This window comes from Terriglobus sp. RCC_193 (assembly GCF_041355105.1).
GTDB lineage: Bacteria > Acidobacteriota > Terriglobia > Terriglobales > Acidobacteriaceae > Terriglobus.
Genome location: NZ_JBFUPK010000001.1, coordinates 1,852,282 through 1,877,874, shown reverse-complemented (window position 1 = coordinate 1,877,874; position 25,593 = coordinate 1,852,282). Strand labels below are relative to the sequence as shown.

Sequence of the window (25,593 nt, the reverse complement as noted above, 5' to 3'; positions counted from 1 at the left end):
AGGTGCCCACACGATAAGAAGCGGAAGCAGCCAAAACCGGGTGCCCAGGTTCGCGAAGCTAACCTGCTCCATCGCGCTAAAGCGCGACCAGCGAAGCTCAAACGGTCAAAGACCTCCCCCCTGAACCCAGCGAAGCTCCCACGCCCCAAAGACCGTCATCCTGAACGAAGCGAAGCGTAGCTGAAGGACCTGCATTCCTCCACACCATCTACAACGCACCAGGAAACCCAAAACAAACCAGCATCAAAAAGCCGGGTGCCCCAGGTTCGCGAAGCTAACCTGGGCAGAGCGGCAAAGACCGCTCTCCAACGCGCAAAGCGCGTCTTCTTTGAAGGGCACGGCTTCAGCCGTGCCATAAGAAACCCAAACCAAAGAAAACCGCGCGGCCAAAAAGACAAACAGGAGCATGAATCAAACCCCGCGCGCCCTCAGAAGACCATGGCTGGCACCGCGCCGAAGGCGTCGAGAACCGCACGAAGTGCCGAAGTGCTGTCAAGCCCCCAACCCACCCAACCCCAACAAACCAAAAGAAATAGAGTTGGCATGGTATTTCCACCAAACCACTAAAATAGAAACAGGACAGAAAAGGGCCGCGCCAAGCGCGGCCCTAACCCTTTTAGAAAGACGATTTTGCCCCTAACTCCAATAACAAGACGATTTTACAGCCACTAAACCCCTAACCCCAATCAAAAGAGGATTTTAGAAAAACAGGGGGGAGGGGAACCCCTACCGTCTTGCCACTCTGTTTTCCAAAGTCCCAATCCCATCGATCGACACGCGGATCACATCTCCATGCGACAGGGTGAACTCCGTAGGAGGCACAATTCCTGTGCCCGTCAACAGAAATGCTCCGGTCGGAAAATCCAGTTCGCGATAAAGGTATTGCAGCAACTCTTCCGGATCGCGCTTCAGCTCCGCCAGCGTTGTGCTGCCGCTGACAACCGTCTCATTGCCACGCAGAATCTGCAGAGCAATCTTCGTTGCGCGATCAATCGGTCCATTCCACAGCAGGATGCAGGGCCCAATCGCACAACTGCCGTTGTAAACCTTTGCCTGTGGCAGATACAGCGGATTCTCGCCCTCAATATCACGCGAGCTCATATCGTTGCCAATGGTCAGGCCAATGAGCTTGCCCTTATTGTTCGCCACCAGCGTCAACTCCGGCTCAGGAATCGACCATGTAGCATCGCGGCGGATACGCACTTCGCCGCCCGGATGAATCACGCGCCACGGCGACGACTTGTAGAACAGCTCGGGCCGTTCCGCAATGTAGACACGGTCATAGAAGTCGCCGCCGCCCGCAGCCTGACTCTCTTCCATGCGCGCATTACGGCTGCGATAGTACGTCACGCCGGAAGCCCACACTTCCTGCGACGTCACTGGCGTAAGCACGTCACCAGAGATAGCCTCAGCGTTCCCTTTGGCCGCGTTTACCTGCGCAGGTAGATCGTCACTGTTCAGCAGAGCATCCCAATCGGTCGTGTTCAGGCGGTACGTGCTTCCATTGTCGTCCACGAAGATGCCTGTGGTGGTTCGGTAGAGCTTCACGGTGTTACTCCTTCAGTGCGACGTTCGCGCCGCGTGCAAGCTGGGTTATGACGGCATCCGCATCATAGACGCATCCACCCCACACGCCGCCACTGGCCTGCACCAGCGCGGCCCAAAGCCGTGTGTCATTGGTCATGGCCGGATGCGGATGCAGGTCGTCACGCAGACTGCGCATCGCCAGTCGACGCGCACCTTCTTCGACGGAGAACGTCTCATCGCCTTCGCCCATCAGATCGACGGACGCGCTCAAAGTGGTGCGATTCACGGTAATGGAGATGGTGTCTCCCTCACGCACCTTGCCGATAGGTCCGCCGGCAAGCGCCTCCGGTGAGATATGCCCAATGCACGCTCCTGTCGAGACACCGGAGAAGCGAGCATCCGTCAGCACGGCAACGTGCTTGCAGAAGGGCAGGCTCTTCAGGGCAGACGTCACCTGATACACCTCCTGCATCCCCGCGCCCATCGGCCCGCCGCAGATCATCACCATCACATCGCCATGGGACACTTCGCCAGCCTTGATAGCGCGGATCGCATCCTCTTCGGTCAGGAAGACACGCGCCGGTCCAGTGTGGCGATAGACTCCATCGCCGTCGATCAGGCTCGGATCGATGGAAGTACTCTTGATCACCGATCCTTCCGGTGCAAGGTTGCCGACGGGAAAGCTGACAGTGGACGTAAGTCCGCGTACGCGTGCTTCGTCTGGGGAGAAGATGACGTCATCCGCATCAATGCCATCCAGGTTACGTAGTCGCTGCCGCATCCCGCGTCGACGTTCGCTCTGCTCCCACCAATCCAGGTTAGTCTCCAGCGTCTCACCCGTAACAGTGCGGACGGAAGTATCCAGCAATCCGGCACGGCGCAGATGCAGCATCACCTCAGGAACAGCCCCGGCAAGGAAGACCTGCACCGTCGCATAACCCATCGGCCCATTCGGCAGAGCATCCACCAGCCGCGGAACCGCCCGGTTCACGGCGATCCAGTCCTGGCTGGACGGACGCTTAAGGCCCGCTGCATGGGCAACAGCCGGAATGTGCAGCAGCAGGTTGGTCGATCCACCAAATGCCGCATGCACCACCATGGCATTGCGGATAGCAGCATCGGTAAGTACGTCGCGTGTGCCGATACCAAGCTGTGTCATGCGCAGGATAGCTTCCGCCGACTGCGCCGCAGCGCGCAGCCACACCTGCTGACCGGAAGGAGCAAGCGCGCTATGCGGCAGTGATAGTCCCAACGCCTCGCCGACGACCTGTGACGTAGCCGCAGTACCCAGGAACTGGCACCCGCCGCCCGGCGACGCGCACGCACGACAACCCATCTCCGCGGCATCCTCCAGGCTGATCTGTCCCTGTGCATACCGGGCACCAATGGTCTGCACCTTGCCTGCATCCTCACCACTCTCCGGCAGCAGCGTAACGCCGCCGGGAACAAGCACGCTGGGATAGTCACCGGACGAGGCCAACGCCATCATCATGGCAGGCAGACCCTTGTCACAGGTAGCAATGCCAATCACACCACGCCGCGTAGGCAGAGACCGCATCAGGCGGCGCAGCACCATCGCAGCGTCGTTCCGGTAGGGCAGGGAGTCGAGCATCCCAGCGGTGCCTTGAGTCCGTCCGTCACACGGGTCGGTACACGCTCCGGCAAATGGGATAGCATGGCGATCACGCAGAGTGCGTGCGGCCTCCGCCACCAGCAGCCCCACCTCCCAATGCCCGGTATGGAAGCCAAGCGCAATGGGCGTACCATCCGCCGCACGGAGGCCACCATGGGTACTCAGGATGAGATACTCCGGATCCCGCAGACGGGCGGGGTCCCACCCCATACCGGCATTTTGCGAAAGCCCAAACAAATTCCCCGAAGGCTGCTGGAGCAGCATCTCCGGAGTGATGGGAAGTGTGCCCTGCGGCCCGGCGTCGTGGGTGCGAAGAGTTTCCCAATAGCTTTCGCCGTCCAGCAACTGCTGCAACGTCATTGCGTCTCCCTGTGTAAATTCAGACGGGATTATGGTACCTGCGGAGAAGTGTCATTGGCGAAATTCAGGACAGTTGCTTCGTGGGTACGGGGCATAAAGTACCGGGGGAAATGCGAGCGATCGGCTGTAGTTATGTGGATGTGTGGAGTGTACTGCCCAAATCGGGAATGGGATGTAGGATTCGGCAATTGACACGGATAGAAGGCATGATCTGCGTGTAAGCTTTTTGGCACTACACGACTTAGAAGGGTGGAAACGAAGGTTCCATGACAGCCCCCAAGCCAAAGACCGCATCCAGCCTTACGGAACACGCACATCAGAGCATTAAGCGCCACATCCTGAGCAGCGATATAACGCGAGGAGAAAGGCTTACAGAGGAATTCTTTGCGCGTGAACTCGGGATTAGTAAGAGCCCGGTACGAGAAGCAATGAATTCTCTCGAACGCGAGGGTTTACTCAGGATTGAACCGCGGCGAGGAGCATATGTCAGAACTTTTTCTGAGCGAGAGATTGCAGACTTGTACGCCGTGCGCGAAATTCTTGAGGTTTATGCTGCGACGCATGCCGAGCTAACGGAAGAGTTTATTGTGGGGCTGCGTGCCAGCGTGGAGCGGACAAAGGAAATTCTGCTGCGTGATGACAAAGCAGCACACATCGAGGAAGATATTGGATTTCATGCGCAGATTGTGCAGTCAGCAGGGAATGCAGAATTGACCCGTGTCCATGCCAACATTCAGGACAAGCTGTGGCTGTGCCGCTGCCAGACGTATCAGATCACATCGACGGATACACCCAAGGCGCATAGTGAAATCGCGGAACACTTTGCCGCAGGTGACCGAGCAGGAGCCGTGGAGGCTGTGCGCGGTCACATACGGTTTGTGTCGCAGGCCCTGCGGCGGGCGCAGTCGCAGTTGTAACTAGAGGCCGATGGCTTTGCGGACTTCCACCATGGTGGATTCCGCGAAGTTACGTGCTTTCTGCGCGCCTGCTGCGAGGATTTCCGTCACGAGTTGTGGCTGCGCTTCGTAGTGCGCGCGACGTTCGCGGATGGGTTCAATCTCGCGCAGGACGCTGTCAGCGACCCAGCCTTTGCACTCAATACAACCGATGGAGGCGCTGCGGCAACCCTCGTACACCTTCGCCATTGTCTCGGGTGTTGAGAAGACTTTGTGCAGATCGCCCACAGGGCAGACATCGGGATCGCCAGGGTCTGTGCGGCGAACGCGTGCTGGATCGGTGACCATGGTGCGGAGCTTCTTACGCACATCATCCGCGGGTTCCGTCAGGCCAAGCGTGTTGCCATAGCTCTTGCTCATCTTGCGGCCATCAAGACCGGGGAGCTTGGGCGAAGGCGTGAGCAAAACTTTCGGCTCGGGAAGTATCTGGCGTTCGAGCACGTTTTCGCTGATCTCTGCCTTCATCAGCTCTTTGTCGGATTCTGCTGCTGCGACTTCTGGCGTGACTGCTGAGCCATAGAGCTGGTTGAAGCGGCGTGCGACTTCGCGCGTGAGTTCGACGTGCGAAACCTGATCCTGGCCAACGGGAACAAAATCCGGCTTGTAAAGCAGAATGTCTGCTGATTGCAGCAGAGGATAGCCGAGGAAGCCAAATGTTGCGAGATCCTTTTCGCGAAGCTGCTCCTGCTGGTCCTTGTACGTGGGCACACGCTCAAGCCAGCCAAGCGGTGTGAACATACCGAAGAGCGTGTTCAGTTCGCTGTGCTGCGGAACGTCGCTCTGTTTGAAGATGGTGCAACGCTCAGGATCAAGGCCCGCTCCGAGGAAGTCGAGCGCGACTTCACGTGACTTGGCCCCGACGTTGCCGGGGTTGGCGTAGTCGGTGGTCAGCGCGTGGATATCTGCAATGAAGAAGTAGCAGTCGTACTGCTCCTGCAGGCGCACCCAGTTATACAGGGCACCCATGTAGTTGCCCAGATGAAGACGCCCGGTGGGGCGCATGCCGCTAAGGACGCGACGCTTGCTCAGTTGTTCGGTCATTCCTCTTTGAGAATAGCTGAAACTGCGCCGTTTTCAGAGAAGCATCAGGCAAGCACGATCAGATGATCAAAGATGGCGAGCACCGGCATGTAGAACCAGCCGAGAATGGGCGTACGGATGAGCACCAGGAAAACGACCAGGCTGATGAAGCCGGTCATGTTGTCGTATTTCTGCTGGATGTTGTACGGCAGAAAGTGACGCAGGATGCGTGATCCGTCCAGCGGAGGAATGGGAACCAGGTTGAAGATGGCCAACACCACGTTGATCACGATGGAGCAATAAAGCAGCAGCGCCAGCGGGTAAATCACCGAGGTTCCGGAGAGCGAAGCATCCACCAGCCCATGACGGAAATCGACTGCGTTGAATACGGCGTCGGTGCCGCTCCGGAAGATGTGCTTGATCGCCAACAGCAGGATGAGCGAGAGGATAGCCAGCAGCAGGTTGGAAGCAGGGCCAGCGAGGGTGACGAGCATGTCGTCGCGCTTGATGTTGCGGAGATTGCGCGTGGTGACGGGCGTCGGCTTGGCCCACCCCAGCAGGGGCATGTGGGTAAAGGCAGCGAGCAGTGGAAGCACCACGGAGCCCAGCGGATCAAGATGCTTGACCGGGTTGAGCGTGACGCGACCCATCATGCGCGCTGTCTGGTCGCCAAAGTAGGAGGCCGTCCATGCATGTGCAAATTCATGGAAGGTGAAGGCGAAGATCAGCGCCACAAATTCAAAGAGGACGAGTGCGGTTTCCTGGCTCATGCTGCTTTGGCGAGTGTAGCAAGTTACAAGCAGTTGGGTTGAGGGTGTGGCTCTTAAATGGGCATTTCGGCTTTGTTTACCGCGTCATCCAGCAACTCCTGGAGCTGCAGAGTCGTGGGGGAGGCAACCGGCGCTTCCCAGACGATACAGACGCGGCTGAAGGGCTTGGGAATGAGGAAGCGGTCCCAGCTTTTTAGCGTCCAGGCATTTACCGGGTGCAGATAAAAGCAGGAGGCGGTGCTGCCGCTGCGATTGGCAATGGCGGCGGCGCCTTCCTTGGCGACGTAGTTAGGACCACGTGGGCCATCGGCAGTGATGGCAACCTTGTGGCCTTCTGTGCGGGCGCGCGTGGCCGCCAGAAGTGCCGCTGCGCCTCCGCGTGAGGATGATCCGCGAACAGGCACGAAGCCAAGTCGTTGGACCAGCCGCGCGATCAACTCGCCGTCAAAGGAGTCTGAGATCAGAATGCGGATGCCAAGGTTGCGATACCGCCACGCTGCCAACAGAAGACAACGGTGCCAGAAGACGTAGACTTCGGGTTCGGTGGGATACACATCGGCAGGCCGCGCCAGTGGCGCATAAGCGGGCTGCCAGCGCAACGTTGCACCCAGCAGGTGCAACAGGCCACTGGCCACGCGAGGAATGACGGCCAGGAGGATTCGTTGTTTTGGGGTGAAGTCCGCCACCACGATTCATTGTATGTTGCCGTGGCATTGTCTATTTTTTGTTTGACAGGTGACTTCGTTCTGCAGCAGGTGTGACATAGACTGTGTGCAGTTATCCCCCGGAAACCATTCATGAAACCTGGCGTTGAGGACAAACAGAAGTCTGAGGCGAGACCGTCTGCGTTGGAGCTGGCGGTGATGGCTGCGGATGTGACTGCAGACCTTCGCTGGGTGTTGGATAAGTTGCCAGATGGTGTGCTGTTCATGGACCGCGAATGGCGGATTACCTACGCCAATGAAACGGGAAGGGCGATCAGCCGTCTGAAGCCGGAAGAACTGAACGGTCCCACACACTGGGAGCTGTTTCCAGCAGCGATTGGGACCGAGCAGGAGCAGAGATACCGGCGCGTGATGGAGCAGCGCGTGATGGAGGAGCTGGAGTTCTTCTATCCGCCATTCCAGATATGGGTTCATCTGCGGGCTGTGCCCATCTCCAGCGGTATAGCTGTGATCTTCAGCGATGTAACGGAGCTGCACCAGGCGCAGGATGAAGCTGTAAAGCTGACCACGGAGCTGCAGCAGGTATTTGAAGCGACCTCCGATGGGGTTGCCGTGCTGAACCGGGAATGGCGCTACACGTATCTGAATCGCCGCGCGAAGGAGATCCTGGAAGGGGATGGTAGGAAACTGCTGGACCAGAGCCTGTGGAACATGTTTCCAGAGACGATCTATGATGGGTCACCTTTCGTCGAAAACTTCTATCGCACGATGAATGATCGCGTTGCCACAACGTTCGAGGCGTATTACCCAGAACCGTTCTGTAGGTGGTTCCGGTTGGAGGCGCAGCCTTCGCTGGATGGTCTGGTGTTGTTCTTCCGCGATATCACACGTTCGAAACAGTACGAAGCGGAACTACTGGCGGAGAAAGCGGAGACGGAACGGCAGAAGGCGGAACTGGAAGCGGTGTATCGTACTGCGCCCGTCGGTCTGGCGCTTTTTGATGCAAAGGAGTTCCGCTATCTGCGGGTGAATGATCGACAGAGCGAGGTCGTAGGGATACGTCCGGAAGAGCTGCTGGGTATGCGGATTGAAGACGTTGTAATGGCACCCGCAGTCCCCAATCTGTTTCGAGAGCGAGTGGCTAAAGGCGAGGCGATTCGCGACATGCTTTACGAGACGGAGTTGCGGACCAGACCCGGCGAGGTTCGATCTTTCAACGTGAACTACTCGCCGATTCTGGACGAAGCAGGGGAAGTGCGCGCGATCAGTGCAGCCGTCCTTGAAGTGACACAGTTGCGCAAGGCAGAGAGGGCACTGGTGCAGAGTGAGAAGCTGGCAGCCGTAGGACGGCTGGCCTCGTCCATCTCGCATGAAATTAATAACCCTCTGGAGGCGATAACGAATTTGTTGTACCTCGCGCAGGGAGTGGACCGACTGCCAGAAGAGGCACGCTCATACCTATCCCTGGCGCAGGACGAGTTGGCAAGGGTTTCGCAGATTGCCACGCAGACACTGCGATTTCATCGGCAGGCGAATAAACCATCGCGTGTGACGGCAGCGCAGCTGGTAGATGCTGTACTGAACCTGTTCGCCGGACGGCTGCTGAATAGTGGCATTCATGTGGAAGCCGGATATGGTACGGCGGTATCCATCCTGTGCTTTGAAAACGATATCCGGCAGGTATTGAACAACCTGATTTCGAATGCAATGGATGCGATGCGAACCGGCGGGCGCCTGTTCGTACGTGCTCATGATGCAGTGAATTCTGAGACAGGAGAGGCCGGGGTGAAAATCATCGTGGCTGATACAGGAACAGGTATGTCGTCGTGTACGCAGCGGCGATTGTTCGAACCGTTCTTCACCACGAAGGAGCTGAATGGCAACGGACTGGGGCTCTGGATCTCGCGACAGATCGTGGAGCGCCACTGCGGAAGGCTGACATTTCGATCCGCGCAGGGCACCCTGTTGCACGGTACGGTATTTGCGTTGTTCCTGCCCTGCGAATCGTCTGAGCTTCAAGCCTAGTGCTGCGTTAGCATGATGCTTGTGCTGCATGAGGAGGCGGCGGCCACTATGGATCTGACGCCGGTTCCATGCTGCACACTGGTAGTGCCCTGTTATAACGAAGAGCTCCGTTTTCATGCGGATGCATTCACTGCGTTTCTTGCGGCGCAGCCGGATGTGCATCTGTTGTTTGTGAATGATGGCAGTCGCGATGGTACATTGACGCGTCTGCGAGCCTTCTGCGAAGCGCATCCGGGGCAGACATCTTTACTGGATATTCAGCCGAATGGTGGTAAGGCCGAAGCCGTTCGCAAAGGCATGCTGCAGGCTATGGCGACTTTGCCGGGAAGCACTGTGGGCTTCTGGGATGCGGATCTGGCAACACCGCTGGATGCATATCCTGAGTTTCGCGAGGTGCTGGAAGCGCGTCCCGAAGTGGAGATGGTGTTCGGCGCGCGCATTCGACTGTTGGGCCGGCATGTGTCACGCAATCCCATGCGGCATTATGCAGGGCGCGTCTTCGCCACGACCGTGTCGCTCATGTTGAAACTGGCTATCTACGATTCGCAGTGCGGGGCGAAGGTGTTTCGCGTCACACCGCGATTGGAACAGGTGCTGCGTCAACCTTTTGTGTCGCGATGGATCTTCGATGTAGAGATTCTTGCGCGCTTTTTGAGTTCGTGGCGTGCGGAAGGGTTAAACCCGGACGGACCTATCTACGAACTGCCGCTGCAGACGTGGATCGATGTACCGGGCTCGAAGATAAAGTTGGGTGACTTCGTTCGTTCCTTTACCGACCTGCTCCGTATTCGTCAGAACTTTCCTGGCCGTTAGAGATCAGCTGTAACAGACATGAGTTTTTGGGATAGCTTGTCACTTGCAATGACGCCGTCTCGAATGGTGACGACGCGGTTCGCGTGATCAGCGATCTCCGGTTCATGCGTAACCAGCACGATGGTGTTGCCCTGGCGATGCAATTCTTCAAAGAGATTCATGATCTCAATGGAGGTCTTTGAATCCAGGTTGCCGGTCGGTTCGTCGGCAAGAATGATGGAGGGACTGTTGACCAGAGCGCGTGCAATCGCCACACGTTGACGTTGACCGCCCGACATTTCATTGGGCTTATGGTCCATGCGGGAACCAAGGCCGACAGATTCCAGAACAAACTTCGCGCGTTCGATGCGCTCGGCAGCGGGTGTGCCGTTATAGATCAGCGGCAGTTCCACATTATGCAGAGCGGATGCGCGTGCCAACAGGTTGAACGTCTGAAAGACGAAGCCGATCTCCTTGTTACGAATGCGGGCCAGTTCGTCGTCCGTAAGACGCGAGACATCGTGGCCGTTCAGGCAATAGGAGCCTTTGCTTGGCGAATCAAGGCAACCGATGAGATTCATCAGAGTGCTCTTGCCTGAGCCGGACGGACCCATGATGGCGGTATATTCGTTGCGCTGGATTCGCAGGTTGACGCCGCGAAGTGCGTGCACCTCCTGCTCTCCCATGATGTAAGTCTTCCAAAGGTCGTTGGTGACGATCACATCGTTGGGATCGCACGATACGCTGGAATTTGCTGCTGAACCCATAGTGTCCTTCAGTGTAATGCTCAGGAGCTCTTGCTATCGCCCTTGTCGGAGTTGTTATCACGCTTGACGGCAGTACCGCTGGTAAGTTCGCGAAGAACCTTGTAGCGGCCGGTGATGACTTCATCGCCCGGCTTGAGACCGCTCAGCACTTCAATGTCTGTCAGAGCGGTAATGCCGGTCTTGATAGGGGTGAAGTAAGCGCGAAGCTTGCCATCCTGATTGCGCAGAACGTAGACACCCTGCACCTTTGGCGCGGACTTGGAGCTTCCTGCCGGTGCGGCATCGGCAGCGCTTTCCACAGGCTTCCCGTTATTCCTGGCCAGCACGGCTTCTGCAGCCGTATCGCGTGACACGAGCGCCTGCAGTGGCAGAACGACAGCCTGCGTAACTGTAGCGGTGCTGATCTTTGCCGTGGCAGAGAGGCCGGGGCGGAGTGACTCGTTGTTCTGGCCGTCAATGTTGTCCAGGGTGACAACGATCTTGAAGTCCTTGGCCTCTTCCGTGCCGGTGGTCGATTGCGAAGTGGCAATACCAGTGGTTCGCAGCAACGCCTGATCGCCCACTTCTGTGACATGGCCTTTAAAGACCTTGCCGGGCAGGGCATCGACGGTGACATCCACGGCCTGACCGTTCTTTACGAAGACGACGTCGGTTTCATCGACCTTAACCTCGGCCGTGACGACGGACATATCGGCGACGGTCATCAGCGTAGAGCCGAGTGCGTTCTGGATACCGGTGACCATGGTTTCGCCCTCGCGGACAGGGACGTTGGTGACCAGGCCGTCAAAGGGTGCGCGGGAGATGGTGCGGTCTAACTGGTCGTAGTTCACGCGCTGCGATGCGACCTGTTGCGAAACGTGACTGACGGCAGAGGTGGTTTGTGCCTTGGCCTGAGCCAGAGCCGCCCGACGCTGTTGCTCGGTCGCGGCGCTGACGTCGTAAGCAGCCTTCTTGGCGTCGTAGTCCTGCTTGGCAATCAGTTTTGCGTCATAGAGCTGTTGGGCGCGCTCTATGTCGAACTTCTTCTGCACGAGATCTGCCTGCGCCTGGACAAGGTTGGCTTCGGCAGTCTTTTCCGCGGCAACGTAACTGTTGACGTCCGTCTTCATCGACGCGATGTTCGCCTCTTGAGCAGCCACTGTGGCGGCCGGCTGGACGCTTTCAATGGTCGCGAGCGTCTGGCCTTTCTTAATATGATCGCCCTCCTGCACATAGAGGTGGGTGATGCGGCCAAAAGCGGTGGCGCCAATGTTCACGTAATTCTTCGGCTTGATCTGGCCAGTGCCGGTGACTACGGACGTTAGATCCTGCCGTGTGATCTTTGCAGTGGTGACGGCAGTAACGCCGGATCGGCTGTGGTAGATGGTTCCTCCGACTATGGCAGCGAGGAGGATGACGCCAAGAACAATCAACAGGACTTTTTTCATAGAGATTCGTCTATCCGTCAGCAAACGGTTTCAGCACGGATACGGATGGATTCGCGGGAAGGTTCCCTGAATTACACCCTGGAATTGCGCTGGGATGCGGTTCGAACCGGTCGCGGAACCATCATAGCAGTCGTAAATTGACGTGACAGCACCGATTTCGAGAGCGGCGCCGGGCGCATCCAAGGCATCGCTTGCCCGGCTGGTGTGAGGTCTTTACAATACAGTTACCCGAAATATGGTTGGGTTGGCGGAGCAGCAACAGCATGAGCAAGGCAGTCTGGCAGGGAAAGATCGGTGCAGTGGCGCTGATCTGTGGATGGATGGTAATGACCGGGAGCGCTCACGCGCAGACCTCGCCCCAGCCTGATTCGCAGCAACAGCAGCAGGAAGCTGTTCCCTCCGTGAACAAGAGCACGCCGCCGGAAGAGCGGCCGGATCCAATGAAGCGTCGCCTGTCTGATCGCGAGCGCGTGCAGCAGCAGAAATATCTAAAGAACGAGTTGAAGCCGGACGGCACCTGGAAGAAGTGGCTGGAGCAGGACGTGGTGTGGATCATCACGGACCAGGAGATGCAGGCGTTCAAGCAGTTGAAGAACGACGAAGAACGCGAAAACTTTGTCGAAAATTTCTGGCTGCGCCGTAACCCGAATCCGGATTCGCCGGAAAACGAGTACAAGGACGAGCACTATCGCCGTATCGCCTACGCGAATGAACACTTCGCTGCGGGTAAACCAGGATGGAAGACCGACCGCGGCCATATCTACATTGCGTTTGGCAAGGCAGATTCAATTGATTCGCATCCGTCCGGCGGAACCTACCAGCGCCCGATTGAAGAAGGTGGCGGCACCACATCGACCTTCCCGTTTGAAACGTGGCACTACCGCTACCTGGAAGGTATCGGTGACAACATCGACCTGGAATTTGTCGATACCTGCCAGTGCAACGATTACCACCTGACCATCGACCGTTCTGAAAAGGACGCGCTGAAGTACGTGGCTGGCGCAGGCGCCACGCTGTATGAGCAGATGGGTATCGCCAAGCGCGAAGACCGTATGAACAATGGTCTGGAGCAGCTTGGCAACGGCCCGATGTCGACCTCGCAGCAGTCCAAGCAGTTTGATCGCATCAACCTGTACGCGAAGATCATGGCGGCGCCGCCCATCAAGTTCAAGGACATGGAGCATTACCTGACCTCGTCAGAAATTCTGAAGGGGCCGCCGTTCCTGTTCGACGTCCGCACGGATTATGTGAAGGTGACGAACGATACCGTTCTGGTGCCGGTGACGCTGCAAATCCGCAATCAGGACATCACATTCAATACCAAGGAAGGTATTTCTACCGGTACCGTGAACATCCTGGGGCAGATATCGAACATCAACCACCGCGTGGTGCAGACGTTTGAAGACACTGTAAATGTTACGGTTCCCAGTGAGTTTCTGGCACGCACGCAGGCTCAGCGCAACCTGTATTGGAAGGCGTTACCGCTGCGTCCTGGCATGTACAAGGTCGACATCGTCATCAAGGACGTAAATAACCCGGACCACGTGGGTACGTGGAAGCGGTCGGTGAACGTTCCGAAGTACGACGATGACCATCTCTCGGCATCGTCCCTGATTCTGGCTTCCAGCATGACGCGCGTGCCGTCAAAGGAAATTGGTGCAGGCTCCTTTGTGATCGGCAATACCAAGGTGATGCCGAGCGTGACCACGGGTCCCGGTGTTCCGGCTACATTCAAGAAGGCTGGCAACCTGAACTTCTGGATGCAGGTTTACAACCTGGGCATTGACGATAAGAGCAAGCAGAACAACGCGGAAATTCAGTACCAGGTGACCAATCTGGATACGAACAAGCAGGTGCTGGACACAACGGAGTCCACCACAAAGACAAATCCGAACGCCGATCAGGTGACCCTGGAAAAGAGCCTCCCGCTGGGAAGCCTGGCACCTGGAAAGTATCAATTGGCCATCAAGGTGAACGATGGCATTTCCAAGCAGCAGATTTCGCAGACAGCGAACTTTGTTGTGGAGTAAACTGCTGGGCAGGCTGGTTCGTCAGGGCAGGGCTTCGGCTGGTACGTGCATCAGGCGGATTCCGTAGATCGGAATCCCGTTCTTAGGGACGAGAAAAGGCAAGATACGACATCGCCGCTCGCCCGCAAGTATTTCGTTTTCCCGGGTTCGCAAGATGAGAACTTCCGGGTGAGGCTGATACGCAGAGAAGGCACACCTACGCAGTGAAGCAGTCGACGTTGCAATCCGGAATGCTCCTTACGCTGGCAGCGCTAGCCTGTTCGCCCTGGGCGGATGCGCAGTCGAGGCGCGTGGTGGACGCAGCGGGAAGCGGCCTGCTCACTGGCGTGATCCGCGACGCGGAGGGTGTTCCACAGATGGGCGCGCTCGTGGAAGCAATCCTCCCTGACACGGGCTTGGTGGCCTCTGCCGTGACCGATGCGCGTGGGCGTTACCGGTTGAACCTGCGTCCCGGACAATACAACATCAAAGCGACCGCTGCCTTGCTGATGCCCAGTGTTCGTCAGCACCTGGTGCTGGCACGTGGCGGACGTACCGTTGTGGACATGACATTGTCCACTTTGCTGGCCCCCAGCGGATGGATTCCCGCGTCTCGCCGCACGGTGAATGAGCCGAGCGATGACTGGATGTGGACGCTGCGTTCGTCTGCCAGCCGTCCCATGCTGCGGTATGCAGACCAGAAAACCTACACCGTCGACACCGATAATGATGGTCAGTTAAGCATCTCTTCGAGTCGCCAGGAAAGCCGCCGTGGCGCAACGGGTGGCAGTCTCTCTTTGAAGAGCAGCGACGGCGGATTTGGGCGTGGTGGCACGCACCAGGTGCTGGTGCTGACGCGGGTGGACGAACATGGCAGTGGTTCCGTGCTGCGTGCGGACCTGGCTGGGCCCAGGACGCCCTATCCTGTTGCACCCTCTGCCGATGTGAGTGTCGGGTTCCAGCGACGCACCATGCTGAACGGATATGCACGCACGGTCCTGAGTTACAGCGGTCATCCGGAACTGACTTCCGGCCTGGGACAGACAGGGCTGCAGGGAGCCGTCCTTCGTTCCGCAGAACGGATGGAGCTGGGAGACATGATTCGCGTGGACGTGGGCTCTGTTCTGCGTGAAGTGAATTTTAGTGGGAATGCGGTGGCTATGGAACCGTTCCTGCGCGTGCAGGCGCATGGTCCCGGCGGTCTCATACTGGCCTATGGAGTGACCCGATCGCGCGGCACCGAATCCATTGAAGACCTGGATCGCGTACAGGCACCACTTCCGGCCGCAGTAATGCGCAAAGGGCATCTCCGCATGGAGACAGGAAGCCACCATGCGCTGTCTGCCGCGAAGAAGATTCGAGGCGAGGGTGTTATTGAAGTTGCGCTGTATCAGGATTCACTGCAGACGCCCTTGATCAGCGGCACAGGCACGCTGGCAGTGGCGGAAATCCCTGCAGAGGGTTTTATCGCAGACCCGACGACGGGAACCTATCGTGTGGCGGGCAGGGACTACTCCAGCGGTGGCATACGTGTTTCGTTCCGTCAGCCGGTGACGCACAGCATGAGTTTCGGTGCGGAGATGGCTACGGGGCGCGCTTTGCGTGCGGCCTTCGTGCAGCAGGGAAGTCTGAGTGAAGTGCTCGCAGGGCTATCGCCGGATCGTGTGTACGCTGGAACGGCATTTGTTGATGGCAAAATTCTGCGCACAGGAACCACCTTGCGCGCGTCGTACCGCTGGCAGCCAGGACGCACGCTGACGGCGGTGGATGCCTTCCGCGTCAGTGATGATGGAGCGTATCTTTCGTGCTCTGTGCGCCAGTCACTGGGACGCCTGCCGGGTGTGCCACAGGGATTGGAAGCAGTAGTCGATCTGCAGAATCTATTGGCGGAAGGGTATCAGCCGTATCTTTCGACCGATGGGCAGACGCTGTATCTGGCGCAGACGCCGCGTGCATTGCAGGCAGGGCTGACGTTCACCTTCTAAGAGGGTTTTCCTCATATGCACATCCTTTGAGGCATGCCCCTATGTGTGCTATAGTTACGAAGTAACGCAGCTGTGACGGAGCTCCCGCTCCCTGCCGTGTTGGCCTCTGGTCTTCGGTACGATCTCAGCGTGTTCCCAACCTGGACGCGTAGCTCAACTGGCAGAGCATTCGACTCTTAATCGACAGGTTGTAGGTTCGATTCCTACCGCGTCCACCATTCAAAATAACAGCTTAGAAAGTAATCACGAAGCCCTCAAAAAGGTGACTGTGACGCAGCTTTTTCGTCGCTCCTCTCCGTCTGCATCGGGCGCGCTACGTTGCGTGCTTCGATTCGACTTGAGATGGTCCTCGCCTCGCCGCCATTTAGAGCGCACTAAGTGCCACTGCGAGGTTCAGCTCAAGCTTAGAACCAATTCCTGCTGCACGAAATTATCCAGCGAGTTCCCGAAGGCTCGTTGAGGGAACCGATGAAATGTCATGGCGGCTGAATAGCTCGGTACCGCGCTGCAGAGATGGATCACTCTGCTACGACCTCCTCTGACCTTCGGGGCCTCGTGAGTTTTGAAATCAACGCTTCTTTCTCTTATGAACAGCCTGTTCTGCCGTCGGCCAGGCTTGCATTGCTTCGTCTACAACTAATTTCAGTTCACCACGGGAACTTCCCATGACGCCTCGGATCGTGATGCCGAGTGCAACGGTCGTTACGAAGCGTGCGAGAGCGGCGCAATCGACGTGTTGTGGAAGCTCTCCATTTTGCTGTGCTTTGCGAAAGCGCGCTTCAAGCATTCGTTCTCCTTTGCGGGTGTTTGCTGCTGCTGCATCCCGGATCTCGCCATCGTGCGCCATGGTCGCCTGCGTGTACAGGCACCCTCGCGGGCCGGTTGCACAGGTCGAAACGTTGACCGTTCCATCGAGGAGCGCTTTCACTACTTCACGAGCGGTTGGTAATGAGTGTGCACGGACCGCGAAGGAGTATGGACCATCTGCATACCGCGTTAGCGCTGCTTCGAAAAGCGTTTGTTTGTCAGTAAATGCAGCGTAAAGACTGGGCTTCGTGATACCCATCGTTGCCGCAAGCTCTGCGAGCGACGTCCCGTCGTAGCCCTTCTCCCAAAAAAGAACCATGGCTTTGTCGAGCGCCTCGTCGATGTCAAACTCCCGAGGCCGCCCAAGCGTTCTTGCTTCTGTTGTCTTTGTTCTGCTCATTTTTATCCCGCCCGGAATATATTGTGAAACTTTTCCAGCCGCCCGCGTATCCTATGCGTAATTGTATTCCATGCCGAACAGAATAGAAAGAGATGGCCATGCGATAGGAAACGACTACGCTCATTCTTCTCCGCTCCGCCTATTGCCGACTATTGGGCTTCCAACAACCAATCTTCTTCAGGCAAAGCCAGACGAATTCTCGGCTGGTTACCAGTACATCTCGACATGCTTCACGAAGTCGAAATCAATCCAACACCCGCGAAGACCTGGTTAGGGAGGCGCGGATAACCAAGTACCAATCAGGAGAAACGCAGTGAGCAAACTCGCCGGAAAAGTAGCAGTCGTCACAGGCGCATCGCAGGGCATCGGAGCTGGAATTGCAATTTCGTTGGCCGCAGAGGGTGCGGCTGTCGTCGTCAACTATTTCAAAAACAAGGAAGCCGCAGATTCAGTCGTCGCTTCGATCACGAACGCAGGCGGGAGAGCCGTTGCTGTTGCAGCAGATGTTTCGGGCGCGGCCGGCGCGGAGGCCATTATTGACGCGGCTATACAGACTTACGGAAGACTCGACATTCTGGTGAACAATTCGGGAATTTATGAATTCTCGCCGCTCGAAGCGATTACTGCGGAATCGTTCGAGAAGACATTCCACCTCAATGTGCTCGGAGTTCTCCTCACGACGCAGGCCGCAGTCAAGCACTTCAGCGATGGTGGCAGCGTGATCAATATCGGCTCGAACATCACCACCATGACGATGCCAACATCAGCCGTGTATGCAGGAAGCAAGGCTGCTGTGGAGACCATCACCCGTGTGCTTAGTAAAGAACTCGGGCCGAAGAAGATTCGTGTCAATTGTGTGATCCCGGGACCGGTAGATACCGAGAACTCTCGATCGAAGCTGGTCGGATTCGAGGAACAGATGAAGATGATCATCGGCATGACCCCGCTTGGACGAATTGGCCAGCCCAGCGACGTCGCATCCGTCGTGACATTCCTTGCGTCGGACGATGCAGCCTGGGTCACAGGAGCATTGATTCTCAACAGTGGCGGGTTGTAATTCCAAAACCTTCAATTAGGCAAATCGAGTTTGCGGGGCACTCCCGATTGGTCGGGGTGCCCTATTTGAGATTCGCACCTAACAAATCCATTCAAGGAATCGAGGCTATAAAGATGACAACAAAATCGCGGAATATCACAGGGTGGGTCCTCGCTGGTTTCACCTTTCTTATGCTCGCTGCTTCAGCTGCAGACAAGATCATTGGTAGCCAGCACGCTCTAACAATGGGTGCTTCGTTCGGCTTGACGGCTTCCACCTACCGCCTGCTCGGCATCATTGAAGTGGTGTCGGTGTTCTTGTTCCTGCTTCCGAGAACAGGCGTGTTGGGAACATTGTTATTAGCTTCCTACATGGGTGGCGCAATCGCTACTCATCTTCAGCATCAAGAACCGATTGGCTTTCCAGTCGGAATCGAGATCCTGATCTGGATCACTGCTATCGTTCGGCTGCCGGAATTGACGGACCGTCTATGGAGCAACAAGTAAAGAGGCCCGTTGCTGAATATACGGGTCGGGTGCGGCTTACTTCCGCTAACAGCGTTTATGAAGAGTTATCTTCCGATGACTTCGGGCTCCGTTTACCCAGGATCAATGCCAGATTCATCCAGATGTCTCGTCTGGAGGCCACTCGTATCGAAACTAGGGCGCGTCGGGTTCTTGATAGTATGCTCCTGATCATGTCCACAACCTATCTGCTGATTCATGGCGCCTGGCACGGAGGTTGGTGCTGGCGAAAGGTCGTACCCCTGCTCGAAGCAGCAGGACACAGGGTCTTCGCGCCGGACCTGCCGGGGCATGGAGACGACAAGACGGCTACGGCGACGGTCACGCTTGAGAGTTATACCGGCCGCATTTGCGAAATCGTGTGCGCGCAGACCGGGCCGGTGATTTTGGTGGGCCACAGTATGGGCGGCATCGCCATTACGCAGGCCGCTGAAAACTGCTACGGACGAATTGCAGCGCTTGTATATTTGTCCGCGTTCCTGCCGTGTAACGGCGAATCGCTGCTGACCTGGGCCTCGCAGGACCAGGACAGCATGGTCAATCCCTCAACCATTGATCCGCGGGCTGACGGGGCCATCGGGTTCAAGCCGGAATATAGCCGCGAGGCGTTCTACGGAAATTGTGCGGATGAAGACGTAGCGTTTGCCCAGTCGCGCCTCGTCGCCCAGTCTGGCGCGCCTTTTGGAACGCCGGTCCAAACATCGGCAGAGCGCTGGGGTAGCACTCCGCGGTATTACATTGAGTGCGACCGCGACCGCGCTGTAACGCTCAGGCTGCAGCGGGAGATGCAAAAGCATTTGCCATGCCGGCAAACGTTTTCCATCGACACCGACCATTCGCCATTCTTTTCCGCGCCAACGCAGCTGGCGGACATACTTTCGCGGATTGCAAGCCCGTAATCGTCGGTCCCGCGAAGTCCGCTTATCGTCAGTGACGCACGTGAACTAGTGCCAAATCGTCTACTCATCGAGAGAGCGAGCGCTTCCTCTTGTCTCCCGCAAAAAGCCTGGGACCGACCTCTATGAGCCTTGGCATCATTTTATGTAAGCTCACACGATCCCACGGAGAATTGGTCCGGGTTCGCAGTCCTTTCTCGTTGAGGTCACTGACAATCTGGGAATAGGAAAAATCCTGGCTCAGCAGATCCATCATCTGTATCAAGACCGAATTCTCATAGGGGTCGATCTCCAGACGCAGGCAGTCGTCGGAAAGCCGAAGACCGTAAGGAATCTCTTCAGCGTGTTCTGGTTCATGAGGTGTTTCCGATTCCGGAAGTTCTCGACGCCACTCGATCGAAACCAACTGCCATCCAGCCTTCTGGCGTTCGGTGATTAGAGTCGGGCTGAAGGGGCCGGAGAACCTGTCCTTCACTCGTTCAAAGTAAGGCATGTGTTCCCTCCTGCCTTTGGACGTGCACTCGCCATGCCAAAGTATTTTTCTTCATAATCAAGCGGTTGACCCGCAATGTCTTTCGCAAGGTGTACATCTTCGGACGGAGCTGTTCGCATCCGGACAAATTTCCGAAAATTCCGCAAGCCCGAAGGTTGGCGTCCCAACTTCCATCTCCACATCGATCACCCACTACTGAGGAACGGCTGGAGTTAGAGGCAGGCGTGCCTGCATTCTTCACACGCAACACAACTGAGTGGGACATAAGCTTCCTCTTCACTTCGCCGTAACGATCGTCAATGGCGATAGATATCAAAATTCCTCATGACAAAGTGCACTCGAGCGACAGTAGGGATGTCCTGAGGTGGATTCCGTTGATTGCGAGGGAATCGACATAGAAGCCGGGTTTAGCTCTCCTATCTGGTGTCCAGCACATTCTTCGCGGCGTCTTCTCGCCTGAAGCTGGCAGCGGGGATGAGCTTGTTGGGGCATGTTGAGTACATGCAGTAACGGGTTGTGGTGCGTTTGCTCAGACGAACGTTTTCCCAGAAGATGCATCCGGCGCTTGCCCAACTTGAGGCTCTGGACGTATGATTCGCTCGCGTTCAAATGCTCTCTTACAGTAAACGTTTACCCAAATAGCGCGCGCGACCGATTTCATCGGGGGCATGCTCGTTGTAAACGGAGGTCTGCGCGCTAAAAGGAGTTGTCTCGGACATGAAGCATGGGAAGATGAGTCCGTTTTCTCCGCCAATCAATCGGCGGCGGTTCCTGCAGTTTGCGGCATGCACGGGGACGGCGCTGAGTCTCGGCAAAGGCATGTTCGCGCAGACCGCGTCCGCTGCTGCGGACAACAGGCTTCCAGATGGCACGGAGCATGTGTCGTGGGAGCAGCCGCTGAAGTTTACGAAGACTTACTTTGTCGACAACAAGTCTGCGAAGGCGAGCGACACAGGACCAGGGACGGCCGCGAGACCGTTCCGCACTATCGGCCGGGCAGCACAGATACTGCAGCCTGGCGAGCGTGTTGTTATTGCGTCCGGGACCTACCGCGAGTGTGTTCGTCCGGCGCGCGGCGGGTCCGGACCAACGCAGATGATCAGCTACGAGGCCGCGCCGGGGGCAAAAGTCATCGTCAAGGGGTCGGAAATCCTGAAGGAAGGTTGGCAGGCGGAGACGCTGCCGGTTTTTCGCCGTCCTGGCGACAGCACACCGCCGCCTGCGCTGATTCAGTTATGGCAGCATGACCTATCGGGCAGCCTCTTCCCGGATGCCTACAACCCGTTCGCCCTGGCCAGCGCGCCGGGGGATCGCTCGTGGCTCGATACGAAGAGTGTGGATATGGGACCGTATTTCCGTCGTCGCGGTCTGGTGTTTGTGGACGGCAAGCCGCTGGAGCCGGTGGAACAGACGCGTGAACTGGTGCAACCAAACCTGCCCGGACCGCCGCCGCCCAGCGCTCCGAAGATGCTGAACGGCCTGCCAGCGCGTATCCGTACCGCGCCCATGATGCAGGAGGTGGGCGGTACAAAGAACGGCCGCTTCTCCGTGGACAATTCGGGACAGGGCATCCACATCCGGCTGGAATCCGGCACACCCGCTGACCACGTCATTGAAGTCACCACGCGCGAACAGGTCTTCGCGCCCGCCGTGAAAGGCCTGGCATTCATCCGTGTGAGGGGCATCACGTTCCAGCACGCGGGCAACGTGATCCCGGTGCCACAGCGCGGCCTGGTGTCCACAGGCGGCGGCAATCACTGGATCATCGAGGACAACACTATCGAGTGGGCGAACGGGACGGGACTCGACATTGGCAACGGAGACTGGGGTGGCCCCGGCGCACCGCAGGCAGGGCTGAACCAGATCATCCGTCGCAACACGATTCGCTACTGCGGCGTGGAAGCCATCGGTGGCATGGGAACGAAGGGCACCGTCATTGAAGACAATTTAATCGAGTGGTGTGGCTGGGCCGACGCGGAGCGTGCGTGGGAGGCAGGGGCGGTGAAATTCCATCGCGCCCAGAACATGCTTTTCCGCCGCAACGTGGTGCGGCACATCCGTCATGCCAACGCGGTTTGGTTTGACAGTGGCAACGTGAACAATCGCATCACCGGCAACATCATGGCGGATGTTGTGACCGTGGCGGCCGCACTGCATATTGAAGTGAACATGGGCGAGAACCAGATTGACAACAACATCATCTGGGACGTCCACAACGCAGAGCCTGGCACGCCGGGGCAGCGCGGATGCGCGGGTTCCGGCATCTTCATCAACGCCAGCGAGAAGACGATCATCGCGCAGAACCTCATAGGGCGTTGCGACAACTCCGGCGTCTTCATGATTGTTCGCGACGACCGCGCAGGTACCGGCAGGGCCATCGACAACAAGATTTACAACAACATCTTTGCGCGCTGCGACAAGTCAGCCATCGTCTTCCTGAACGCGAAGAACGAAGCGGACGGAAATGTCTACGCGGCCATGCCGAAGGGCTTCCTGGGCTTCACCACGCCGGACCAGAAGGAGTGGCTTGATCTGCCGGAATGGCGTGAGAAGCACGGCTGGGACAAGAACGGAAGCATCGCCGATCTGCAGATGGACTTCAACCCCGACACGCTCGAGCTATCGCTTAAGAGCACGAAGCCGTTGCCGAAGGTCGCCGCCTTCCGGCAGATTGACACTGACCTTTTTGCAAAACCTGCTGGCTCCACGCGCTGCGCCGGGCCGCTTGCCGATCCGGAATCCAGGCCGCTTTGGAAAATCGACCCGCGCGTGGCCGTGGCGTAGCAGGCTGAACTGATGATGCAGAAGAGACATATCGCAAGTGTTGCCGCACTGGGTCTGACAACGGCCTGTGTCGTGTTAGCAGCAGTCCAGAAGACGGTCGCTCTCAAGACGTCGCCGATTGATGCGGGACACACACGCTATTCGCCGCTGACGGAGATCAACCCCGCGAACGTGAACAACCTCAAGCCGGTCTGGGTCTACGACACGGGCACCAAGGGGCGCGGATGGGAAGAGACACCCATCGTTGTGGACGGCGTCATGTACCTGTCCATTCCCGGCGGTGCGTCCGCCATTGATCCAGAGACAGGCAAAGAGTTGTGGAGGTTCGCTCCCAAGGACCTGGCGCGTCCAGGGCGAGACCGCGGTGTGGCGTACTGGCCGGGTGACGGAATGCTGAAGCCACGCATCATCTACGCCATCTCTGACAGGCTGTACGCGCTGGATGCGGCGACGGGAGTGCCGGTGCCCAGCTTCGGCAATGGTGGCATGGTGAACCTGCGAGACAGTGTCGCGGACAAGTATCCGAACGCGCTGTACAGCATCGTTTCGCCTGCGGTCATCTACAAGAACCTTGCCATCATCTCACCAGCCACGCAGGAGTTTGGCAGCCACGGTCCCAGCGGTGATCCGCGTGCGTTCGACATCGTAACGGGCAAGCAGGTGTGGCGCTTCCACACGGTGCCTCAGCCCGGTGAACCCGGAGATGGATCATGGGGGCCAGACGGCTGGAAGGAGCGCGCGGGGCCCAGCGCGTGGGCGGGAGCGACGCTTGATCCCACGACGGGTCTTGTTTACATCCCGATCGGCAATCCAGATGACAGCTACAACGGCGTGGACCGGCCCGGTAACAACCTTTACGCGAACTGCATCATTGCGCTTGATGCGGCAACAGGCAAGTTGAAGTGGTTCTATCAATTCACCCACCATGACATCAATGACCTGGACGCGCCCGCAGCGCCCAGTCTGATCGACATCCATCGCAACGATAAGGTGATTCCCGCCCTGGTTGAGATTCCGAAGTCAGGGCTGGTCTTCATTCTTGATCGCCGCACGGGTAAGCCTGTGTTCGGTGATGAGGAGCGTCCCATCCCGCAGAGTGACGTTCCGGGAGAGCATAGCTCACCCACACAGCCTTTCCCGCTAAAGCCGCAGCCGCTGGTGAAAATGAGCGTCACGAAAGACGACATCACCACCTTGTCGCCGGAAGCGCATGCGTACTGTCTTGCCCAGTGGGACAAGCTGCAGATTCAGAACCACGGACCATACACGCCTGTCAGTATCAAAGGCACGACGCTCTTTGCGCCGGGCACATCTGGCGGCGGCAACTGGGGTGGGGTTTCCACGGACCCGAAGCAAGGCTACTTTTTTGCGAATGTGTCGAATAACCTGACCACCAGCCGCGTGGTGCCGGATGGCAATGGCGGTTACAAGCTGGAGGGTGCATACGGACGCTTCGTCGATGCAAAGGGCTGGTCCTGCATTAACCCTCCGTGGGGTGAACTGATCGCCGTGAATGCGAACACGGGCGACATTGCATGGCGCTCGCCGCTTGGCTCCGCGGACGCGTTTGGGGAAGCGGGCAAGAAGACGGGTGTGGTCAACATTGGCGGCTCGGTTGCCACGGCTGGTGGACTGGTCTTCATTGGCGCCACCGTGGATTCACGCTTTCGTGCGTTTGACACGCATACCGGCAGGGAAGTGTGGACGGTCACGCTGCCAGCTCCTGCGTCGTCCACGCCAATCACTTATCGAGGCAAAAGCGGGCGGCAATATGTTGTGGTGCCGGACGGCGGCCCGGGCACGCTGGGTGTTCCTGGCAAGTTCGCCAGCTATCGCGGCATCCTGATCGCATACGCGCTGCCCCGGTCGGGTGAAGCCGCGGTAGACCTAGCGCAGTTCGCTCCCATACCCATGCAGATACCAGTGCGTCCAACGGGGGCTGGCGGACCAGGTGTGGCTGCGGCACAGGGGCCTCCAGCGCCGGGTGCGCCCACCGTGTTGCCGGATGGCCCGGGCAAGGACGACTTTACCTCCATGTGCGGGCAGTGCCACGGCGTGAGCACCGCCATCTCCGTGCGGCGATCTCCAGACGCATGGCACGACCTGATCCAGGACATGCGCGCACGTGGAGCGCAGGGTGACAACGCTAAGGCGGCACGCGTGCAGGACTACCTGTCGCGTTTCTTTGGAGTGCTGCCGATGCCGGCTGATCCGAGCAAGTAAGGGGTATCACCAGTACGGCAGTTTTGATCGTAACCGCAAACTTACGCAAGGGAAGAGGGAATCATGAATCGGCGTTCGTTACTGAAGTTCTCCGCACTACTGGGTGTCACAGGTACACTGCCTGCACTTGCCGCAGCAGCAGAACAGAAGTCGGCTGCGTCAGGCGGCAAAGGCATCGTGCTGTATTGCGATCTGGCCATCGACCCGGCCCGTGAGCAGGAGATGCTGCGGCACTTCCACAATGAGTTTCGTCCGGCGGCAGAAAAATTTGAAGGTTACATTGACGTCAAGATTCTGAAGCTCCGCAAGGTCATTCAGGGCAAGCCGGAACCCACGCCCAACATCAACTACCGCTTTCAGTTGACGTACAAGAGCGAGGAACTGCGGCAGAAGTGGATTGCGTCTGACGTGCACAAACGCGTGTGGCCACTCATTGAAAACACCGTGACCAACAAGGACTATCTTGTGCTGCTTACGGACAATGCCTAACTCTC

At 57.7% G+C, this 25,593-nt stretch carries 20 protein-coding genes, 1 tRNA gene and 1 pseudogene; 13 read left to right on the top strand and 9 right to left on the bottom strand.

Going from position 1 to position 25,593, the window contains the following annotated elements; genetic code table 11:
* Positions 1–726: 726 nt before the first annotated feature.
* Together AB6729_RS07840 and AB6729_RS07835 are read right to left on the bottom strand one after the other, a co-directional pair.
* On the bottom strand, positions 727–1,548 hold the full coding sequence (locus AB6729_RS07840; protein ID WP_371081018.1) for a fumarylacetoacetate hydrolase family protein: 822 nt from the start codon (positions 1,546–1,548) through the stop codon (positions 727–729).
* A gap of 4 nt (positions 1,549–1,552) precedes the next feature.
* Complete coding sequence (locus AB6729_RS07835; RefSeq protein WP_371081017.1) at positions 1,553–3,520, bottom strand: YjhG/YagF family D-xylonate dehydratase; 1,968 nt, start codon at positions 3,518–3,520, stop codon at positions 1,553–1,555.
* 266 nt (positions 3,521–3,786) lie between these two features.
* Here AB6729_RS07835 and AB6729_RS07830 point away from each other — a divergent pair.
* Both AB6729_RS07830 and AB6729_RS07825 read left to right on the top strand, forming a co-directional pair.
* Positions 3,787–3,996: pseudogene (locus AB6729_RS07830) on the top strand (GntR family transcriptional regulator); the annotation flags it as partial.
* 51 nt (positions 3,997–4,047) lie between these two features.
* On the top strand, positions 4,048–4,437 hold the full coding sequence (locus AB6729_RS07825) for an FCD domain-containing protein (protein WP_371081206.1): 390 nt from the start codon (positions 4,048–4,050) through the stop codon (positions 4,435–4,437).
* Here the strand turns inward: AB6729_RS07825 and trpS are convergent, their stop codons facing one another.
* Genes trpS through AB6729_RS07810 form a run of 3 tightly spaced genes read right to left on the bottom strand, consistent with a single transcriptional unit; the run spans position 4,438 to position 6,952 of the window.
* Positions 4,438–5,517, bottom strand: coding sequence for a tryptophan--tRNA ligase (gene trpS, locus AB6729_RS07820; RefSeq protein WP_371081016.1), 1,080 nt, complete (start codon positions 5,515–5,517; stop codon positions 4,438–4,440).
* Between the two features lie 44 nt (positions 5,518–5,561).
* Positions 5,562–6,266, bottom strand: a complete 705-nt coding sequence (locus AB6729_RS07815) for a site-2 protease family protein (RefSeq protein ID WP_371081015.1) — start codon at positions 6,264–6,266, stop codon at positions 5,562–5,564.
* 53 nt (positions 6,267–6,319) lie between these two features.
* A complete protein-coding gene (locus tag AB6729_RS07810) occupies positions 6,320–6,952 on the bottom strand; it encodes a lysophospholipid acyltransferase family protein (protein WP_371081014.1) in 633 nt (210 codons plus the stop codon).
* Between the two features lie 111 nt (positions 6,953–7,063).
* Between AB6729_RS07810 and AB6729_RS07805 the strand changes: the two genes are divergently transcribed.
* Positions 7,064–8,956: a PAS domain-containing protein gene (locus tag AB6729_RS07805; RefSeq protein WP_371081013.1), complete on the top strand. Its 1,893-nt coding sequence runs from the start codon at positions 7,064–7,066 to the stop codon at positions 8,954–8,956.
* A 48-nt stretch (positions 8,957–9,004) separates the two neighbouring features.
* Positions 9,005–9,769, top strand: coding sequence for a glycosyltransferase (locus AB6729_RS07800; RefSeq protein WP_371081012.1), 765 nt, complete (start codon positions 9,005–9,007; stop codon positions 9,767–9,769).
* On the opposite strand, the gene AB6729_RS07795 is transcribed toward AB6729_RS07800, so the two are convergent.
* Positions 9,766–10,515: an ABC transporter ATP-binding protein gene (locus AB6729_RS07795; protein ID WP_371081011.1), complete on the bottom strand. Its 750-nt coding sequence runs from the start codon at positions 10,513–10,515 to the stop codon at positions 9,766–9,768. The two genes, AB6729_RS07800 and AB6729_RS07795, sit on opposite strands and share 4 nt — an antisense overlap.
* Before the next feature lie 20 nt (positions 10,516–10,535).
* Complete coding sequence (locus AB6729_RS07790) at positions 10,536–11,942, bottom strand: efflux RND transporter periplasmic adaptor subunit (RefSeq protein ID WP_371081010.1); 1,407 nt, start codon at positions 11,940–11,942, stop codon at positions 10,536–10,538.
* A gap of 263 nt (positions 11,943–12,205) precedes the next feature.
* Here AB6729_RS07790 and AB6729_RS07785 point away from each other — a divergent pair, with 263 nt between their 5' ends.
* The 3 genes from AB6729_RS07785 (at position 12,206) to AB6729_RS07775 (ending at position 16,154) form a co-directional block, all read left to right on the top strand.
* Complete coding sequence (locus tag AB6729_RS07785) at positions 12,206–13,972, top strand: GWxTD domain-containing protein (protein WP_371081009.1); 1,767 nt, start codon at positions 12,206–12,208, stop codon at positions 13,970–13,972.
* A gap of 203 nt (positions 13,973–14,175) precedes the next feature.
* Positions 14,176–15,936: a carboxypeptidase-like regulatory domain-containing protein gene (locus AB6729_RS07780; protein ID WP_371081008.1), complete on the top strand. Its 1,761-nt coding sequence runs from the start codon at positions 14,176–14,178 to the stop codon at positions 15,934–15,936.
* A gap of 142 nt (positions 15,937–16,078) precedes the next feature.
* Positions 16,079–16,154 (top strand) — tRNA-Lys (locus AB6729_RS07775).
* A gap of 350 nt (positions 16,155–16,504) precedes the next feature.
* Here AB6729_RS07775 and AB6729_RS07770 read toward each other — a convergent pair.
* Positions 16,505–17,143 (bottom strand): TetR/AcrR family transcriptional regulator, encoded by a 639-nt coding sequence (locus AB6729_RS07770; RefSeq protein WP_371081007.1) that lies wholly within the window; start codon positions 17,141–17,143, stop codon positions 16,505–16,507.
* A 313-nt stretch (positions 17,144–17,456) separates the two neighbouring features.
* Here AB6729_RS07770 and AB6729_RS07765 point away from each other — a divergent pair, with 313 nt between their 5' ends.
* The 3 genes from AB6729_RS07765 (at position 17,457) to AB6729_RS07755 (ending at position 19,602) form a co-directional block, all read left to right on the top strand.
* A complete protein-coding gene (locus AB6729_RS07765; protein ID WP_371081006.1) occupies positions 17,457–18,200 on the top strand; it encodes a glucose 1-dehydrogenase in 744 nt (247 codons plus the stop codon).
* Between the two features lie 113 nt (positions 18,201–18,313).
* On the top strand, positions 18,314–18,685 hold the full coding sequence (locus AB6729_RS07760) for a DoxX family protein (protein WP_371081005.1): 372 nt from the start codon (positions 18,314–18,316) through the stop codon (positions 18,683–18,685).
* Positions 18,670–19,602: an alpha/beta fold hydrolase gene (locus tag AB6729_RS07755; RefSeq protein WP_371081004.1), complete on the top strand. Its 933-nt coding sequence runs from the start codon at positions 18,670–18,672 to the stop codon at positions 19,600–19,602. The genes AB6729_RS07760 and AB6729_RS07755 overlap by 16 nt, the downstream gene beginning before the upstream one ends.
* Positions 19,603–19,666: 64 nt before the next feature.
* Here the strand turns inward: AB6729_RS07755 and AB6729_RS07750 are convergent, their stop codons facing one another.
* The gene (locus AB6729_RS07750; RefSeq protein WP_371081003.1) at positions 19,667–20,092 is read right to left on the bottom strand and encodes a recombinase family protein; all 426 of its coding nucleotides are present in this window, start codon (positions 20,090–20,092) and stop codon (positions 19,667–19,669) included.
* 732 nt (positions 20,093–20,824) lie between these two features.
* On the opposite strand from AB6729_RS07750, the gene AB6729_RS07745 reads away from it, so the two are divergent.
* From AB6729_RS07745 to AB6729_RS07735, 3 genes are all read left to right on the top strand, one after another.
* Positions 20,825–22,876, top strand: coding sequence for a right-handed parallel beta-helix repeat-containing protein (locus tag AB6729_RS07745; RefSeq protein ID WP_371081002.1), 2,052 nt, complete (start codon positions 20,825–20,827; stop codon positions 22,874–22,876).
* Positions 22,877–22,888: 12 nt separating this feature from the next.
* Entirely contained in the window at positions 22,889–25,099 is a 2,211-nt protein-coding gene (locus AB6729_RS07740) for a PQQ-binding-like beta-propeller repeat protein (RefSeq protein WP_371081001.1), read from the top strand.
* A 63-nt stretch (positions 25,100–25,162) separates the two neighbouring features.
* Positions 25,163–25,588, top strand: a complete 426-nt coding sequence (locus tag AB6729_RS07735; protein ID WP_371081000.1) for a hypothetical protein — start codon at positions 25,163–25,165, stop codon at positions 25,586–25,588.
* Positions 25,589–25,593: the final 5 nt, after the last annotated feature.

What these genes read in the sequence shown, in the direction of transcription:
- AB6729_RS07770 (WP_371081007.1), bottom strand. Translation starts at nt 17,143, where the DNA reads ATGAGCAGAACAAAGACAACAGAAGCAAGAACGCTTGGGCGGCCTCGG.
- AB6729_RS07795 (WP_371081011.1), bottom strand. Translation starts at nt 10,515, where the DNA reads ATGGGTTCAGCAGCAAATTCCAGCGTATCGTGCGATCCCAACGATGTG.
- AB6729_RS07790 (WP_371081010.1), bottom strand. Translation starts at nt 11,942, where the DNA reads ATGAAAAAAGTCCTGTTGATTGTTCTTGGCGTCATCCTCCTCGCTGCC.
- AB6729_RS07815 (WP_371081015.1), bottom strand. Translation starts at nt 6,266, where the DNA reads ATGAGCCAGGAAACCGCACTCGTCCTCTTTGAATTTGTGGCGCTGATC.
- AB6729_RS07800 (WP_371081012.1), top strand. Translation starts at nt 9,005, where the DNA reads ATGGATCTGACGCCGGTTCCATGCTGCACACTGGTAGTGCCCTGTTAT.
- AB6729_RS07740 (WP_371081001.1), top strand. Translation starts at nt 22,889, where the DNA reads ATGATGCAGAAGAGACATATCGCAAGTGTTGCCGCACTGGGTCTGACA.
- AB6729_RS07785 (WP_371081009.1), top strand. Translation starts at nt 12,206, where the DNA reads ATGAGCAAGGCAGTCTGGCAGGGAAAGATCGGTGCAGTGGCGCTGATC.
- AB6729_RS07760 (WP_371081005.1), top strand. Translation starts at nt 18,314, where the DNA reads ATGACAACAAAATCGCGGAATATCACAGGGTGGGTCCTCGCTGGTTTC.
- AB6729_RS07835 (WP_371081017.1), bottom strand. Translation starts at nt 3,520, where the DNA reads ATGACGTTGCAGCAGTTGCTGGACGGCGAAAGCTATTGGGAAACTCTT.
- AB6729_RS07805 (WP_371081013.1), top strand. Translation starts at nt 7,064, where the DNA reads ATGAAACCTGGCGTTGAGGACAAACAGAAGTCTGAGGCGAGACCGTCT.
- AB6729_RS07755 (WP_371081004.1), top strand. Translation starts at nt 18,670, where the DNA reads ATGGAGCAACAAGTAAAGAGGCCCGTTGCTGAATATACGGGTCGGGTG.
- AB6729_RS07735 (WP_371081000.1), top strand. Translation starts at nt 25,163, where the DNA reads ATGAATCGGCGTTCGTTACTGAAGTTCTCCGCACTACTGGGTGTCACA.
- AB6729_RS07745 (WP_371081002.1), top strand. Translation starts at nt 20,825, where the DNA reads ATGAGTCCGTTTTCTCCGCCAATCAATCGGCGGCGGTTCCTGCAGTTT.
- AB6729_RS07750 (WP_371081003.1), bottom strand. Translation starts at nt 20,092, where the DNA reads ATGCCTTACTTTGAACGAGTGAAGGACAGGTTCTCCGGCCCCTTCAGC.
- trpS (WP_371081016.1), bottom strand. Translation starts at nt 5,517, where the DNA reads ATGACCGAACAACTGAGCAAGCGTCGCGTCCTTAGCGGCATGCGCCCC.